General features: G+C 71.2%; 10 protein-coding genes and 2 pseudogenes. 8 read left to right on the top strand and 4 right to left on the bottom strand.

Going from position 1 to position 15280, the window contains the following annotated elements; translation table 11 throughout:
* Nucleotides 1–50 precede the first annotated feature (50 nt).
* Both EG812_RS07725 and guaA read left to right on the top strand, forming a co-directional pair.
* Nucleotides 51–1718 carry an FAD-dependent oxidoreductase gene (locus EG812_RS07725; protein ID WP_126711211.1) on the top strand — a complete coding sequence of 556 codons (1668 nt, stop codon included), beginning with the start codon at nucleotides 51–53 and terminating at the stop codon, nucleotides 1716–1718.
* Nucleotides 1719–1882: 164 nt separating this feature from the next.
* Nucleotides 1883–3439, top strand: a complete 1557-nt coding sequence (gene guaA, locus EG812_RS07720; protein WP_043721915.1) for a glutamine-hydrolyzing GMP synthase — start codon at nucleotides 1883–1885, stop codon at nucleotides 3437–3439.
* Nucleotides 3440–3776: 337 nt separating this feature from the next.
* On the opposite strand, the pseudogene EG812_RS07715 reads toward guaA, so the two are convergent.
* Nucleotides 3777–4058 (bottom strand): annotated as a pseudogene (locus tag EG812_RS07715) (PspC domain-containing protein); the annotation flags it as partial.
* 144 nt (nucleotides 4059–4202) lie between these two features.
* Between EG812_RS07715 and EG812_RS07710 the strand changes: the two are divergent.
* The 3 genes from EG812_RS07710 (at nucleotide 4203) to EG812_RS07700 (ending at nucleotide 7484) form a co-directional block, all read left to right on the top strand.
* The gene (locus tag EG812_RS07710; RefSeq protein WP_043721911.1) at nucleotides 4203–5150 is read left to right on the top strand and encodes an NUDIX hydrolase; all 948 of its coding nucleotides are present in this window, start codon (nucleotides 4203–4205) and stop codon (nucleotides 5148–5150) included.
* 130 nt (nucleotides 5151–5280) lie between these two features.
* The gene (locus EG812_RS07705) at nucleotides 5281–6186 is read left to right on the top strand and encodes an NUDIX hydrolase (protein ID WP_126711452.1); all 906 of its coding nucleotides are present in this window, start codon (nucleotides 5281–5283) and stop codon (nucleotides 6184–6186) included.
* 371 nt (nucleotides 6187–6557) lie between these two features.
* The gene (locus EG812_RS07700; protein WP_126711451.1) at nucleotides 6558–7484 is read left to right on the top strand and encodes a CDP-alcohol phosphatidyltransferase family protein; all 927 of its coding nucleotides are present in this window, start codon (nucleotides 6558–6560) and stop codon (nucleotides 7482–7484) included.
* Between the two features lie 61 nt (nucleotides 7485–7545).
* On the opposite strand, the gene EG812_RS07695 is transcribed toward EG812_RS07700, so the two are convergent.
* The 3 genes and pseudogenes from EG812_RS07695 to EG812_RS07685 all read right to left on the bottom strand — a co-directional run bounded on the left by EG812_RS07695 (nucleotide 7546) and on the right by EG812_RS07685 (nucleotide 10951).
* The gene (locus EG812_RS07695) at nucleotides 7546–8793 is read right to left on the bottom strand and encodes a phosphatidylserine decarboxylase (RefSeq protein ID WP_013735858.1); all 1248 of its coding nucleotides are present in this window, start codon (nucleotides 8791–8793) and stop codon (nucleotides 7546–7548) included.
* 341 nt (nucleotides 8794–9134) lie between these two features.
* Nucleotides 9135–9371 (bottom strand): annotated as a pseudogene (locus tag EG812_RS29545) (hypothetical protein); the annotation flags it as partial.
* Nucleotides 9368–10951 (bottom strand): PspC domain-containing protein, encoded by a 1584-nt coding sequence (locus tag EG812_RS07685; protein ID WP_502697181.1) that lies wholly within the window; start codon nucleotides 10949–10951, stop codon nucleotides 9368–9370. The pseudogene EG812_RS29545 and the gene EG812_RS07685, both read right to left, overlap by 4 nt.
* Before the next feature lie 330 nt (nucleotides 10952–11281).
* On the opposite strand from EG812_RS07685, the gene EG812_RS07680 reads away from it, so the two are divergent.
* From EG812_RS07680 to EG812_RS07670, 3 genes are all read left to right on the top strand, one after another.
* Entirely contained in the window at nucleotides 11282–12520 is a 1239-nt protein-coding gene (locus tag EG812_RS07680; protein WP_415878021.1) for a PspC domain-containing protein, read from the top strand.
* Nucleotides 12520–13206, top strand: coding sequence for a response regulator (locus EG812_RS07675; protein WP_013735854.1), 687 nt, complete (start codon nucleotides 12520–12522; stop codon nucleotides 13204–13206). Before EG812_RS07680 ends, EG812_RS07675 begins: the two co-directional genes overlap by 1 nt.
* A 362-nt stretch (nucleotides 13207–13568) precedes the next feature.
* Nucleotides 13569–15200: a peptide ABC transporter substrate-binding protein gene (locus EG812_RS07670; RefSeq protein WP_013735853.1), complete on the top strand. Its 1632-nt coding sequence runs from the start codon at nucleotides 13569–13571 to the stop codon at nucleotides 15198–15200.
* Nucleotides 15201–15280 lie beyond the last annotated feature (80 nt).

The following is a 15280-nucleotide window of genomic DNA, read 5'->3' as shown; positions in this document are numbered from 1 at the left end:
GCGCACACTGCTTCTGGCGCGAGAGCTACTCGGGAGTAATGATTCGAAGCATGCGGTACGACGTGGTCGTCATCGGGTCGGGCTTCGGCGGTAGCGTGGCCGCCCTGCGGCTGGCCGAGAAGGGTTACTCGGTCGGCGTCCTGGAGGCGGGCCGACGGTTCGCCGACGACGAGTTCCCGAAGACCTCGTGGCGACTGCGGCGGTTCCTCTGGGCGCCGAAGCTGGGCTGCTTCGGCCTGCAACGGATCACCCTGCTGCGGGCGGCCGACCGGCGGGCCGGCGGCGGGGTGCTGGTGCTGTCCGGTTCGGGGGTCGGCGGCGGCTCGCTGGTCTACGCCAACACGCTGTACGAGCCGCTTGACGCCTTCTACACCGACCCCCAGTGGCGGGACATCACCGACTGGCGGGCTGAACTCGCCCCGCACTTCGCCCAGGCGAAGCGGATGCTCGGGGTGACCACGTACCCGCTGCACACCCCCGCGGACCGGGCGATGCGGCGGGTGGCCGACCGGATGGGGGTGGGGCACACCTTCCACGCCACCCCGGTCGGGGTGTACATCGGGCGACCGGGTGAGCGGGTGGCCGACCCGTACTTCGGCGGTGCCGGGCCGGAGCGTACCGGCTGCACCAACTGTGGCGCCTGCATGACCGGATGCCGGTACGGCGCGAAGAACACCCTGGTCAAGAACTACCTGTGGCTGGCCGAGCGGCTCGGTGCCCAGGTGCATCCGCTGACCACGGTCACCGCCGTGCGGCCTTGCGGCGACGGGTACGCCGTACACACCGAACGCACCGGCGCCTGGCTGCGCAAGCGCCCGCAGGTGATCCACGCCGACCAGGTGGTCTTCGCCGCCGGGGCGCTGGGCACCCAACGGCTGCTGCACGAGATGCGTGAGCGTGGTGCCCTGCCCAACATCTCGTCGACGCTGGGTCGGCTGACCCGGACCAACTCGGAGGCTATCCTCGGCGCCTCGGTGCCGCGTCGGCGGGCCCGGGCCGCCGGAGTAGACTACTCCGAGGGGGTGGCGATCACCAGTTCGTTCCACCCCGATCCGCAGACCCACATCGAGCCGGTCCGCTACGGGCGCGGCTCGAACGCGATGGGTCTGCTGCAATCCCTGCTTGTCGACGGCGGGCCGCACCGGGTACGCCGCTGGCTCGGTCAACTCGTCCGGCATCCCTGGCAGGCCGCCCGGCTGCTGCTGGTGCGCAACTGGTCCGAGCGTACGGTGATCGCCCTGGTGATGCAGTCGGCGGACAACTCGCTCACCACCCGGCTGCGGCGCGGGCCGCTGGGTCGTCGACTGGTCGCCGCCCCCGGCCACGGCACCGGAAACCCGACCTGGATCCCCGCCGGCAACCGGGCGGCCCGACTACTCGCCGAAGAGATCGACGGTACGCCCGGCGGCGCGCTTACCGAACCGTTCGACATCCCGATGACCGCCCATATCCTCGGCGGCGCGGTGATCGGCGCCACCCCCGAGACCGGGGTCATCGACCCGTACCACCGCGTCTACGGCCACCCCGGCCTGTACGTCGTCGACGGCGCCGCCATCTCGGCCAACCTGGGCGTCAACCCCTCCCTCACCATCACCGCCCAGGCCGAACGCGCCATGTCCCTCTGGCCCAACAAGAACACCCCCGACCCCCGCCCCCCACAAACCTCCCCCTACCGCCCCCTCCCTCCCATCCCCCCAACCCACCCCGCCCTCCCCTAGCCCCCGGCGATCTTGCACTTTGTGTCGGGGTAAAGGGTGCATAAGCCGCGTATCCGCGACCGAAAGTGCAAGATCGGCGGGGGAGGGGGTGTGGGGTGGGGAGGAGTCCGGGGAGGGTGGGGTGGGGGTGGGGGAGGGGGTGACTGTGGGTAGGCTTGCTGCACATGAGCCTGCCGCGTCCTGTCCTCGTGGTCGACTTCGGTGCCCAGTACGCCCAGCTGATCGCGCGCCGGGTGCGTGAGGCCAAGGTCTACTCCGAGATCGTCCCGCACTCCATGCCCGTGGCCGAGATGCTGGCCAAGAACCCGGCCGCGATCATCCTGTCCGGCGGTCCGGCAAGCGTCTACGCGCCCGAGGCCCCGCAGGTCGACGGCGGGCTGTTCACGGCGGGGGTGCCGGTCTTCGGCATCTGCTACGGCTTCCAGGCGATGGCGCAGGCCCTGGGCGGCACCGTGGCGCGCACCGGCAACCGGGAGTACGGCGGCACGCCGCTGCGCCCCCGTCTGCTCGAACCGGGCGTACTGCTCCGTGACCTGCCGGCCGACCTGCCGGTCTGGATGAGCCACGGCGACTGTGTCACCGAGGCGCCGGAGGGCTTCACGGTGACCGCCGAGTCCGCCGGTGCACCGGTCGCCGCCTTCGAGGACCTGGCCGGTCGGCGGGCCGGTGTGCAGTTCCACCCCGAGGTGGGGCACACCGCGCACGGGCAGGAGATGCTGACCCGCTTCCTGTACGAGATCGCCGGGATCGAGCCCACCTGGACGCCCGAGAACATCATCGACGAGCAGGTGGCCCGGATTCGCGCGCAGGTCGGCGACAAGGAGGTCATCTGCGGCCTCAGCGGCGGGGTGGACTCCGCGGTCGCCGCCGCGCTTGTGCACAAGGCCGTCGGCGACCAGCTCACCTGCGTCTTCGTCGACCACGGTCTGCTGCGGGCCGGCGAGGCCGAGCAGGTGGAGAAGGACTACGTCGCGGCCACCGGCATCAAGCTCAAGGTGGTCGACGCGGCCGACCGGTTCCTCGGTGCGCTGGCCGGGGTGACCGACCCGGAGCAGAAGCGGAAGATCATCGGCCGGGAGTTCATCCGGGTCTTCGAGGCCGCCGCCCGGGAGATCGCCTCGCACGGTGACGTGGAGTTCCTGGTGCAGGGCACCCTCTACCCGGACGTGGTCGAGTCCGGTGGCGGCACCGGTACCGCCAACATCAAGAGCCACCACAACGTCGGCGGGCTGCCCGAGGACCTCAAGTTCGCCCTGGTCGAGCCGCTGCGCACGCTGTTCAAGGACGAGGTCCGTACGCTCGGTCTGCAACTCGGCCTGCCCGAGGCAATGGTCTGGCGGCACCCGTTCCCCGGCCCGGGCCTGGCCATCCGGATCATCGGCGCGGTCGACCAGGAGCGCCTGGACGTGTTGCGCCGGGCCGACTTCATCGCCCGGCAGGAGTTGAGCGCCGCCGGCCTGGACCGCGACGTCTGGCAGTTCCCGGTGGTGCTGCTGGCCGACGTGCGCAGCGTCGGCGTGCAGGGCGACGGGCGCAGCTACGGTCACCCCGTGGTGCTGCGCCCGGTCTCCAGCGAGGACGCGATGACCGCCGACTGGTCGCGCCTGCCCTACGACGTGATCGCCCGGATCTCCACCCGGATCACCAACGAGGTCGCCGAGGTGAACCGGGTGGTCCTGGACGTGACCAGCAAGCCGCCGGGCACCATCGAGTGGGAGTGACGCCGACTCAGGCCGGCGGCTGAGCAGCCGCCTCGGGCCTGGTCGGCGCGGTGCCCTCGGCGGTGGCGATCCGTACCGTCGGCGCGCTGCTCTCCTGCACCGCGTCCGACGCGGTACCGGTCGCCGCCGACACCGGCGGTGCCGCTGCGACCGGCGGTACCGGCCCGTGCTGCACCACCGGCGGCACCGTCCCGTGCTGCGCGGCGGGCGGCACCTGGACCGGCGTGGCGGGCGGGACCGGGCCGTACTGCATGGCGGGCGGGACCGGGCTGTGGTGAGGGGTCGGTGCGCCGGGCGCTGGGTAGGGCCATGCCGGATGCGGGGCGGGGCCTGCCGGTCCGGCGGGCGGTGGACCGCCTGCCGGGCCCTGCGGCGGGACGCCCGTCGGGTGCGGCCAGGCCGGCGCGCTTGCCGGTTCCGCGGGCATCAGGAACCACATGATCGGGTACGCCAGTGCGGCGATCCCGCCGGTGAGCACGGTGCCGACCGCGAAGACGACCCGGACCAGGGTCGGGTCGACGCCGAGGTAGCGGCCGACGCCGCTGGCCACTCCGGCGACCATCCGGTCGGTGGTCGGGCGGCGCAGTTGCTTGTACGGGGCGTGAGGTGTGGAAGTCATGCCTCCACGGTCCGCGTCTCGGGGCGCATCGACCTCGGTGACCGCCCGGATCGATACCCTGACTTGTGCCTCAGGGGTAAGTAAGAAGTCAGGAATCCGACTCTTTTCCGCGCCGTTAACGGGTCACGGGGAGAATTTGGCTCCGTGACCACCATGCTGGAGCCGCTCCGCAGGATCGCGGCATACGCAGTCTGTACTGATTCGGTAGACCGAGTGTTGCTGGTTCGCGCATCGGAGCGCTCCGGCACCCCCGGTACGTGGTCTCTGCCCGGTGGGGCGGTCGACCACGGTGAGGACCCTCAGCACACCGTCGTCCGGGAGACCGCCGCCGAGACCGGGCTGTCGGTCTCCGTCGCGAGCCTTCAGGACGTCCTGGCCGACATGCGGGCGCTGCCCGAGCGCGGCATCACCATCCACACCGACCGGCTGGTCTACCAGGTCTCGGTCCGGGGTGGTTCGCTTACCGACCGGGTCGACCGGCCGACCGACCTGGCCCGCTGGTTCACCCGCGAGGAGGCCCGGCAACTGCCCCTGCGTTCGTTCACCGCGCGCGCCCTCGGGCTGCCCACCTCCTCGGCCGACATCGTGCCCGACGAGCCGCCGGAGTTCCCCTCCTTCTACGCGGTACCCGGTCCGGACGGCCTGCACCGGGCGCAGCGTTTCGCCGCGTACGCGGTGGTCACCGATCCGGACGGCCGGGTGCTGCTGACCCGGGTCTCGGACGGTTACCCGGGTGCCGGCTGCTGGCATCTGCCGGGCGGCGGCACCGACTACGGCGAGCAGCCGGGTGCCGCGCTGATCCGGGAACTGGTCGAGGAGACCGGGCAGACCGGGCGCCTGATCGGGCTGCTCGGTGTCGCCAGCCACCGGGACGCAGCCTCCCTCGGCCCGGAGGGTTACCCGATCGACTGGCACGGCGTACGCGCCTTCTACCGGGTGGTGGTCGACAAGCCGGCCCCGCCCACGGTCGCCGACGTCGGCGGCTCCACCTGTGAGGCCCGCTGGTTCGCCCGCGAGGAACTCGGTGCCCTGCCGACCGACCGCCTCACCGAGGTGACCGCCGAGGCCGTCCAGGCCGCCCGCCTCACCTGACCACCGCACACTCCGCGCCCGGCCGCGCGATCATGAAGTTATTGTCGGGGCACGCCCCCGACAGGTGGCGACAACTTCGTGATCGACAGCGGCCGGGCGGCCGGAGACGGTCGTGCGGGCGGGGGTCGGTGTGGAGCAGGTACGGCGGGTGGGGGCGTACGGCGTGCTGCGGGACCCCGACGGGCGGGTGCTGCTCGTGCGGGGGTCCGCTCGGGCCGACTTTCCCGGCGTCTGGTCGCTGCCGGGCGGCGGCCTGGAGCACGCCGAGCATCCGGCGCGGGCGGTGCTCCGTGAGGTCGCCGAGGAGACCGGGCTCGCCGTCGAGGTGACCGGGCTGCGCGCGGTGGTCGCCGACGTGACGCCCTACCCCGACCTGGGGGTCGCCCTGCACACGGATCGGGTGCTGTTCGACGTGACGGCCGTGGGCGGCACGTTGCGCGGCGAGCCGGACGGCACCACCGATCTGGTGCGCTGGTTGTCGCCGGACGAGGCGGCCGGGTTGCCGCTGCTGCCGTTCACCGCCGAGGCGCTGGGCCTGCCGGTCGTGCCGCTGCCCTCCGGGGCGCTGCGTCGGCGGGAGCCGTTCGCCGCGCCGGACGCCGCTCGGCGGCAGCGTTTCGGAGCGTACGGGTTGGTTTCCGATCCGGCCGGACGGGTGTTGCTGGCGTTGATCGCGGACGGTTATCCGGGTGCCGGTCAGTGGCATCTGCCCGGTGGCGGTACGGACCATGGTGAGCAGCCGGTCACCGCGCTGCTACGCGAACTGATCGAAGAATCCGGCCAATTGGGTCGGGTGACCGAACTCATTGGAGTGGACAACCTGCACAACCCGGCCGCGCTCGGGCCGGAGGGCTATCCCATCGACTGGCATGGCATCCGCGTCGTCTACCGGGTGCTGGTCGACCGCCCGACTGAGCCGGCGGTCACTGAGCTGGCCGGCGGCTCCACCGCCCGTGCCGCCTGGTTCACCCCGGCCGAGCTGCGCGAACTTCCGTTGACGGAGATCGCCGCCGAGGCTGTGGCGACCGGCGGGTGAGCCGGACGGGCGACCGGATCCCGCCGGTCGCCCGGCGGCCCGGGAAGGCGATCTCCGGTACAGTCGGGAGAAGGGTCGAGGGAGGAAAACGGGCGATGATGCCCCAGATGGAAACAACCGTGCGGTTCGCGTGGTTAGGGGAGATATAAGTACCGCCGGCAGCTATCGCCAATCCCCACTCGCCTATGCGATGGTGTACTCCGCAAAATGGGCTGCCGGGCCCGAACGGTCCGGCAACGAGACAGCCGGACACCCGCCCCGCACGGGCGGCCAGCTGATCCGGTGATGGAGGAAGCGTGCCGAGAGCCCCCTGGCGCCGGCGTCGTACGACTGACAGCCCGCGTCCCGCAGGGCGAAGCTGGACGGGCCCGCTGCGCCGCAGTGGCAGCCTGGCCCGTCAGGTCCTGCTGGTCCGCGTCGGCCGCCGCGATGGCGAGCTGCACAGCGCGACCGATGCCCTGCCCGAGCCCCGGTATTCGGATCGTCCCCGCCGTCGCTACGGCTTGCAGCGGTTCCACCGGACCCGGATCGAGACGATCGCCCCTGCGGCGATCGGCCCGGCTCCCCAGGTCGAATCCCCGGCGCCGGACGTCGCCACGGTCAGCGCCGTACCGCTGTTGCCCGGTGCGCGGACAATGGCGCGTCGGGTGAAGTTCGCCCTGGTCAACGCCTGCACCCTGGCCAGCCTGGTGCTCGGCATCAACGCGATCTTCATCGCCATGAACGGCGACGTACGGGTCGCCGCTCTGCTCCTCATCGCCTGTGTCGCCTTCGACGGACTCGACGGCGCGCTGGCCCGCAAGCTCGGCGTCTCCAGCCCGTTCGGCGCCCAGATGGACTCGCTGGCCGACATGTGCTCCTTCGGCCTCGCCGCGCCCGTGGTGGTCTACGCCTCGCTCGCCGGTGAGGTGCCGACGGCTGCCGCCGGAGTGGCCGCCGCGCTCGTCGCCGCCTGTGCCGCGATCCGGCTCGCCCGGTTCAACGTCTCGCCCCAGGACGGCCGCTTCTTCAGCGGCGTACCGACCACGATGGCGGCGGCGGTGCTCGCCCTGATGGTGGTGATCGGTCTGCCGGTGCCGGGCGCGGTGCAGATCGCCGGGGTGGCGCTGCTCGCCTTCACCATGGTCAGCAGCTTCCCGTACGCCAAGCTCGCCCGGCTGGTCAAGCTGCCGCCGTGGCTCTGGCTCGCTCCGGTGATCGGCGCGCTGATCGACGTGCGGCTCACCTTCGGCCTGATCGTGGTGGGCTACCTGATCAGCGGGCCGCTGCTCTGGCTGCACCAGCGCCGCACCATCTGATCCCCGTACCGACGAAAGGGCGCCGCGGTCGACCGCGGCGCCCTTTGTCGTTCGGTTCCGATCAGCGCCAGCGGGCGATGACGGTCGACCCGCCGACCACCTTGTCGCCCGGCCCGACCAGCGGGTCCGCGGCCTCGACGGGCAGGTAGACGTCGGTACGCGAGCCGAACCGGATCAGCCCGAACCGCTCGCCGCGCGCCAGCAGGGTGCCGATCGGCGCCCGCTGCACGATCCGCCGGGCGATCAGGCCGGTCCGCTGCGCCACCACCACCGTGCCGTGCGTGGTGTCCAGCACCGTGTACGCGGCCACGTTGTGCTCGGCGTCCGGCTTCATCGCGTTGACGAAGCCGCCGTCGGCGACGAAGTAGTCGACCACCTTGCCGGCCACCGGGGAACGGTTGACGTGCACGTCGAGCACCGACAGGAAGACCGCGATCCGCAGGAACTCGCCGTCGCCGAAGCGTTCGTCGTGCAGTCGCTGGACCGACAGGACCTTGCCGTCGGCAGCGGCAACCACCGCCGACGGGTCCTCCGGCACATCCCGTTCGGGATCCCGGAAGAAGGCGGCCACCGGTGCGGCGGCCAGCGCGGGCACCAGCCACAGCTTGGACTTCGGCCGGGCCAGCCGGGTCAGCGCGGCCAACCCGAGGGCGATGCCGGCGGCGGCCACACCGTTGGAGTCGATGTGCATGTCGCGGGTCACCGGCACGCTCGACGGACGGTAGGCGGGGGCGAGGCGCTCCGCCGCCGCCGCGTCCGTCGGGGTGAAACGGAGCCGGAACACGCGTACCGGCTCCGGGTTTCGCAGCACCAGGTCGACACCGACACCGTGCAGCGCGCCCTGGCGCTCCAACTCGGCGGCGGCACCGGCGGTCCGGCCGACGGCGGTGGCCACACTCAACAGCGCGCCGTCGGCCAGGTACTTGGTAAGCGTCTCGACGGTCGCGCGCGCCTCCTCGGCGGTACCGGCCAGCGCCTCACCGGCCACGACCACCGCGGCCGGCTCGGCTTCGGCGAGGCTGTCCACCACGCGGACCCGATCGGCGACCCAGCGTCCCTGGGCGCTGACGTGTTCACGCAGGGCCGTGGGGCTGACCGACTCGGCCGGCACCACGGTGAGGGTGTCGCCGGGCAGCAGCGCTTCGATGGCCGCGGCCAGCACCGCGGACTCCGGTGCCGCGCCGACCAGCAGAGCGGCCTTGGGGTCGTTGATCCGGGCGAGCTCGGCGACGAGGGTGCGGGCGGCACGCTCGCCGAGGCGGACCGGGCCGGACCGGCCGGCGGCACGCACGCCGGGGAACTGGGTCATCTCGAACGGGCTCCTGACGGGATAGAGGCGACTGACGCGAGATCACCGCCCGGCGGCGAGGTCGGCCCGGCCGCGAGCGGCCCGCGCGAACCGGCTGACCCGCGCGGGATGCCCGCGCGTGGGCCGGCCGGCGATGGCGGGAGCACACCGGCCAGCATAGGCGGCCCACCGCTGCTGTCGCATGGTCAGGCAGCCGGGCCTCGCCGTCGCGGCAGGTCTGCGTCGTCGGCCAGATCGAGCGTACGGTCGTCGTCGGTGCTCCGGTCCGCATCGGTGCCCGTACCCGCGGCCTCGTCCCACCGGGCGTCCGGCGACTCGGTCGCCTCGTGCCCGCCGGTACCGGCCGTGTCCGAGCCTGCGGGGCCCGGACCGGGCTGCTCCGGTTGGTTGGCCTGTTTGCTGGAACGCAGCGCGCCGACGAGACCGAGGAGACCGATCAGGATCAGCCCGCCGGCGAGGAACCAGCCCACCGGTGGCAGGACGAGGCCGACCACCTGGGCGAGCAGCCACCAGGCGGCGAGCGCGAGGAAGAGCAGCCCGAAGGCGAACGACACCAGGTCGGTGCGGTGTGCCCTCATCGGGTCACCTCCATCTTTCCGGCGTTGACGTGCAGGTTCAGGCGTAGCTTCCCGCCGCCCGGCCCGTCCGGACCGAGATCGACGATCTCCCTGCGGTGGTTGTCCCGACCCCAGCCGCGCTGCTCGCCGAAGATGTCCGCGTCGCCGGCGGTGACCTGGGTAACTGTCGTCACGTCCACGTTCGGTGGCACCAGCACGGTGGCTTCACCGAAGTTGATGACGACGGTGACCTCGGTGTCCAGTTGGCTGAAGTCGATCGCGCGCAGGTCGAGCACCGCGTCGTCGAAGCTCTGCTCGTACCGCAGCGCCAGTTCGCGCTGGTTGGTCGGGGCCCAGACGACCGCGCCGTCGATGCCGCCGAGCCGGTTGTACGACTCGGCGACGGTCGCCACCGCGAGCGCGGCGGCGGTGACCAGGCCGAGCGCGATCAGCCAGCGAGCCCGACCGAACCAGGTACCCACCAGCAGGCCGAGACCGATCACGGCGAGCGCCGCCGCGAAGTAGGCCGAGGCACCGATCCCGAAGACGTTCAGCATGTCGAGCACGACCACCAGACCCAGCGCGACGAAGATCAGCGAGAACGTCACCGCGCCCAGGGCGGACCGCTCGCGGGGCTTCTTCGGCGGTTTGGGCGGCGCCTGCGGCGGTGGCGGTGGCATGGTCCGGCTGGCGTACGGGCCGTGCGGGGCGAACGGGGGACGGTACGTCGGCGGTAGCGGCGCGGGGGGTGGCGGGCCCAGCGGTGCGCTCTGCGTGCTCGTCGTCGGCCAGGGCGGCGTGGGGGAGGGAGGCATGTTCGGTTCTCTCGGTGCTGCGGTGGAGGGCGTACCGGGCGGGGGGACCGGGCCGTACGGCGGGACGTACGGCGGGACGTGGGTCCTGGTCTGGGTGCTGGCGGCGTACGCCGGTGAGTACACGCTGGGGGCGGGATAGCTGACCGGCGGCACCGGTGCGCTCGGCGGTGTGGTCATCGGGGCCGGCTCGGGCTGCGTCTGGTGTTGCTGCCGGTTGAGCAGCAACGCCCCGCCGACCAGGATGGCCGCGCCGAGCAGCACCGCGCGGAACGCGTCGGTGACGATGTAGCCGAAGGCCACCGCGACCAGGATGCTGAGCACGATCACGGTGACCGGGGACATGCTGGATCTGCCCCGGCCCAGCATCGACTCGACCGGCGAGGCCGTGTCGCCCTCGCCCGGGATGATCAACCAGCCGATGACGTAGATCAGGATGCCGACGCCACCGAAGAAGCCGAGCACCGCGAGCAGCACCCGCCAGAGCACCGGATCGGTGTTGGTGGCTCGACCGATGGCGGCGCAGACACCGGCCAGGTAGCGGCCGTCGCGAGGGCGGACGAGCCCGTACCGCGAGGTGAACCCGGCACCTCCGTACGGTCCGCCGGCACCTCCGTAGGGTCCCCCAGCACCTCCGTAGGGTCCCCCGGCACCGCCGGGAGGCGGTGGGGCGCCGGGCGAGCCGCCACCGGGAGGCGGTGGGGCGGTCTGGTCGTACCCAGGAGGGCTTGCCGGGCCGGGGCCGGCGGGCGCTGTGGGGGCGCTTGAGGGGGTCTGCGCGGTGGGCATCGGTGGGCTGCCCGGTGCTGCCGTGTGGTCCCCGGTCGCGCCCGCCGATGCGGCGGCCGGGCCGGGAGACGCGGTCGGCGGTGTCGTGCCCGCGTCCGTCGGCTCCGGTCGGTTCGGCTGCGCAGCATCGTCGGTCATGTCTTCGATCCTGCGCGGCTCGATGCCCGAACAACCTCCGGATACGACCCTGACCCCACCCTGAGATCCTGCGCCCCGCAATCTCCGGGGCGTCCCCGTGGTCGGCCGTCCCCCTGCATGTGACGATCAACCTGGGCCGGAACCCCACCGCATCCGGCGCAGGTCCTGCCCAGGGAGTCCGTGATCAGTACCGTGAGTCAGCCACCCCGTCTCTACCGAGACCCGAAGGACCGCATGGCCGCCGGGGTGGCCGCCGGCATCGCCGAGCACCTCGGTGTCCCGGTGGTCCGGGTCCGGGTCGCCTTCATGGTGCTGCTCGGCCTGAGCGGCCTCGGTCTGCTGCTGTACGCCGCCTTCTGGGCCGTCGTTCCGCTGCGTCCCGGTGACACCGCGGCGCCACCGCGTCGGGACGTCACCCAGTTGCTGCCGTTCGTGGCGATCGGGCTGGGCGTACTGCTGATCCAGGTCTTGGTCTTCGACTCGGTCGGGGTGGCCGGCACGGCCGGCTGGCTGGTCGCGATCATCGCGGTCGGCGCCGGAGTGATATGGCACCAGTCCGGGCCGGAGCGGCGGCGTCAGTGGAACGAGTCGATGCCGGTGCCGTGGCTCAGCGCGGTGGTGGAGGAGAGCGACCGGCGGGCCTTCGTGCTCCGCTTCGTCGGTGGTGGGGTGCTGGTCGCGGTCGGCATCATCGGGGTCGCCGCCGTGTACTCCCCGGCCCAGAACCTCGATGCCGTGGTCAACGGGGTCATCTTCGCCCTGGTCGGGTTGGCCGGGGTGGGAGTGGTGGCCGCGCCGGTGCTCTGGCGGACCTGGAACCAGCTCCGGTCGGAGCGGGAGGGCCGCATCCGCGAGCAGGAGCGGGCCGAGCTGGCGGCCATGGTGCACGACCAGGTGCTGCACACCCTGGCGTTGATCCAGCGCAACGCCAGTGACGTCAAGATGGTGCAGCGGCTCGCCCGGGGCCAGGAGCGCTCGTTGCGCAACTGGCTCTACAAGCCCACCGCGTCGCCGACGGAACGCTTCGCGGCCGCACTGGAGCAGGCAGCGGCCGAGGTCGAGGACACCTTCGCCATCACGGTCGAGGCGGTGGTGGTCGGCGACCGGGAGACCGACGAGCGGGTGGGCGCGTTGGTCGCCGCCGCCCGCGAGGCGCTGGTGAACGCCGCCCGGCACGCCGGGGTGCAGACCGTCTCGCTGTACGCCGAGGTCGAACCCGACCAGGTCAGTGTCTTCGTACGGGACCGGGGTGCCGGGTTCGACCCGGATACCGTGGAGGATCACCGGCACGGGGTCCGAGGCTCGATCATCGGACGGATGAAGCGGCACGGCGGCCGGGCGGAGATCCGCTCCCGGCCGGGGGAGGGGACCGAGGTCCGGCTGATCTTGCCGATCGCCAGGGACTCGGCCACTGCGGAGAGGGACAGATGATGGCTGAGCAGTCGACGCCACCGGTGGAGCCGAACGACGCCGGAGCGCAGCGGTTGCGGGTGTTTTTGGTCGACGACCACGCCATGTTCCGGGCCGGCGTCCGCGCTGAGCTGGGGACACACGTCGAGGTGGTCGGCGAGGCGAGCACGGTGGCCGAGGCGGTCAGCCGGATCGCCGCCACCGAACCCGACGTTGTCCTGCTCGACGTACACATGCCGGACGGCGGCGGTCGGGCGGTGCTGGAGGCGATGCGGCGTAGCCACCCGCAGGTGCGTTTCCTGGCGCTCAGCGTCTCCGACGCCGCGGAGGACGTGATCGGGCTGATCCGAGCCGGTGCCCGCGGCTACGTGACCAAGACCATCTCCCCGGACGAGCTGGCCGCGGCGATCCGCCGGGTGGCCGACGGAGACGCGGTGTTCAGCCCACGGCTGGCCGGCTTCGTGCTGGACGCCTTCGCCGCCCGCCCGGACGCCCCGGTCGCGGACCCCGAGCTGGACCAGCTGACCAACCGGGAACGCGAGGTGCTGCGGCTGCTGGCCCGTGGGTACGCGTACAAGGAGATCGCCCGGGAGCTGTACATCTCGATCAAGACGGTGGAGACGCACGTCTCGAACGTGTTGCGCAAGCTCCAGATGTCCAACCGGTACGAGCTGTCCCGGTGGGCCGCGGACCGGCGACTTGTCTGACCGATCGGCGGGGTCGGCGGGCCGATCACCCGGTCCGTCTGCGTGCCGTGACGTCTGGTTGCCGCCTCCTACTTTCGGGTAGCCTCCCGCTACAAGTGGCCGGACTCACGTTCTGATCTCCCACCGTCACAGAGATCAATAACGCCCCCCTGCCAATCCCCCATTCGGGCGCGAAAAGCTGTTGACGGGCAGGTCATACCATGCATCTGGGGTGAAACGAATTCGCCTCCAGGCGGATGTCGGCATCGTCCCGGGCGGGTATCGGCTTGATAACACGCCTTCCGGCTTGGGCGCATTTGGTGTCACAGTGGCAGGCACCTCACAACCCCCTCGTGAGCCGAGCGCCCTGAGGAGGCACTCCCATGCGCGGGAAATTCCTGAAGGTGGCGGTCGCGGCGACCGCCACCGCCATGTTGGCCACCGCCTGCGGCGGCGGTAGCGACAACGACAACGACGACGCTGCCTCGACCGGTGGCACGTTGCGCGTCTACAACGCGGAGCCGGCGTTCCTGACGCCCTCCGGTGGTGACGACGAGCCGTCGCTGTACGTGATCCGTTCGCTCTTCCGTGGCCTGGTGAAGTACAACGCCCAGACCTCTGCTGTCGAGATGGACCTGGCCGAGTCGGTCGAGTCGGACGACCAGAAGCTCTGGACCATCAAGATCAAGAGCGGCTACACCTTCGACAACGGCGAGGCCGTCAACGCTGACGCCTTCATCCGTTCCTGGAACTTCGCGGCCTACAGCCCGAACGCCCAGAACAACGGTTACTTCATGAAGCGGATCGCCGGCATCAAGGACGTCCAGTCCACCGACCCGGACGGCGACGGCCCGCAGAAGGCCCCGGAGCCGAAGGCCAAGGAGCTCTCCGGCCTCAAGAAGGTCGACGACCTGACCTTCACCGTCGAGCTGGAGGCTCCGTTCTCCGGCTTCCCGACCACGATCGGCTACCCGGGCTTCTTCCCGATGGCCGAGGCGTGCGTCGCCGACATCGCGGCCTGCAACGAGAAGCCGATCGGTAACGGCCCGTACAAGATCGACGGCAGCTGGCAGCACAACGTTGCGATCAACGTGGTTCGCAGCGACACCTGGAAGGGTGAGCCCGGCAAGCCGGACCGTATCGAGTACCGCATCTTCGCCGACGTCGACGCCGGTTACGCCGCCTTCCAGGCCGGCGAGCTGGACGTGATGTACACCGTGCCGCCGGCCCGCTACAAGGAGGCCAAGGCCACCTACGGCGACCGCATGTACGAGCAGCCGGGTGACAGCTTCACCTACGTCGGCATGCCGCTGTACCAGGACAACTTCAAGGACAAGCGGATCCGTCAGGCGCTCTCGCTGTCGATCGACCGCCAGTCGATCATCGACGCCGTCTTCGACGGCCGGTTCACCCCGGCCACCGGCTTCGTCGCCCCGACCTTCGAGGGTGCCCGCGCCGACGTCTGCAAGTACTGCAAGAAGGACGTCGAGAAGGCCAAGCAGCTGCTCGCCGAGGCTGGCGGCTGGCCGGCCGGTGAGAAGCTGATCCTGTGGGCCAACGCCGGTGCCGGTCACGACCAGTGGCTGCAGGCCGTCGGTGACCAGATCAAGGAAGCCCTGGGTATCGACTACGAGCTGAAGGTCAACCTGCAGTTCGCCGAGTACCTCGAGACTGCCGACCAGAAGAAGTTCACCGGTGGATTCCGGCTCGGCTGGGGCCCGGACTACCCGTTCATGGAGACCTTCCTCTACCCGCTGTACGGCACCGGCTCGGGCAGCAACAACTCGACCTACAGCAACCCGGAGTTCGACGCCGCGATGAAGGAGGGTGACTCGGCCGACTCGATCCAGGCCGCGATCCCGTCCTACCAGAAGGCGGAGGACCTGGTCGGTGAGGACCTGCCGGTCATCCCGATGTGGTTCAACAAGGTTGGTGCCCTCTACAGCGAGAACGTTGACCAGTTCGTCTGGAACGCCGTTTCCGACGCGGACTACGCAGCGACCTCTCTGAAGTAGAAGTGAGCTTCAGGCTCCTGACCCAGCCGTAATACGACGTGGCGGTAACGGTCACCTCACCAGGGTGATCGTTGCCGCCA

Source organism: Verrucosispora sp. FIM060022, assembly GCF_003977705.1.
Classification (GTDB): domain Bacteria; phylum Actinomycetota; class Actinomycetes; order Mycobacteriales; family Micromonosporaceae; genus Micromonospora; species Micromonospora gifhornensis.
The sequence above is the reverse complement of the archived record's forward strand: the minus strand, read 5'-3'. Positions and strand labels throughout refer to the sequence as shown.

Bases quoted from the DNA above. Each gene is read 5' to 3' on its own strand.
- guaA (WP_043721915.1), top strand. From the start codon at position 1,883: ATGAGCCTGCCGCGTCCTGTCCTCGTGGTCGACTTCGGTGCCCAGTAC.
- EG812_RS07725 (WP_126711211.1), top strand. From the start codon at position 51: ATGCGGTACGACGTGGTCGTCATCGGGTCGGGCTTCGGCGGTAGCGTG.
- EG812_RS07695 (WP_013735858.1), bottom strand. From the start codon at position 8,793: ATGACCCAGTTCCCCGGCGTGCGTGCCGCCGGCCGGTCCGGCCCGGTC.
- EG812_RS07670 (WP_013735853.1), top strand. From the start codon at position 13,569: ATGCGCGGGAAATTCCTGAAGGTGGCGGTCGCGGCGACCGCCACCGCC.
- EG812_RS07675 (WP_013735854.1), top strand. From the start codon at position 12,520: ATGGCTGAGCAGTCGACGCCACCGGTGGAGCCGAACGACGCCGGAGCG.
- EG812_RS07685 (WP_502697181.1), bottom strand. From the start codon at position 10,951: ATGCCCACCGCGCAGACCCCCTCAAGCGCCCCCACAGCGCCCGCCGGC.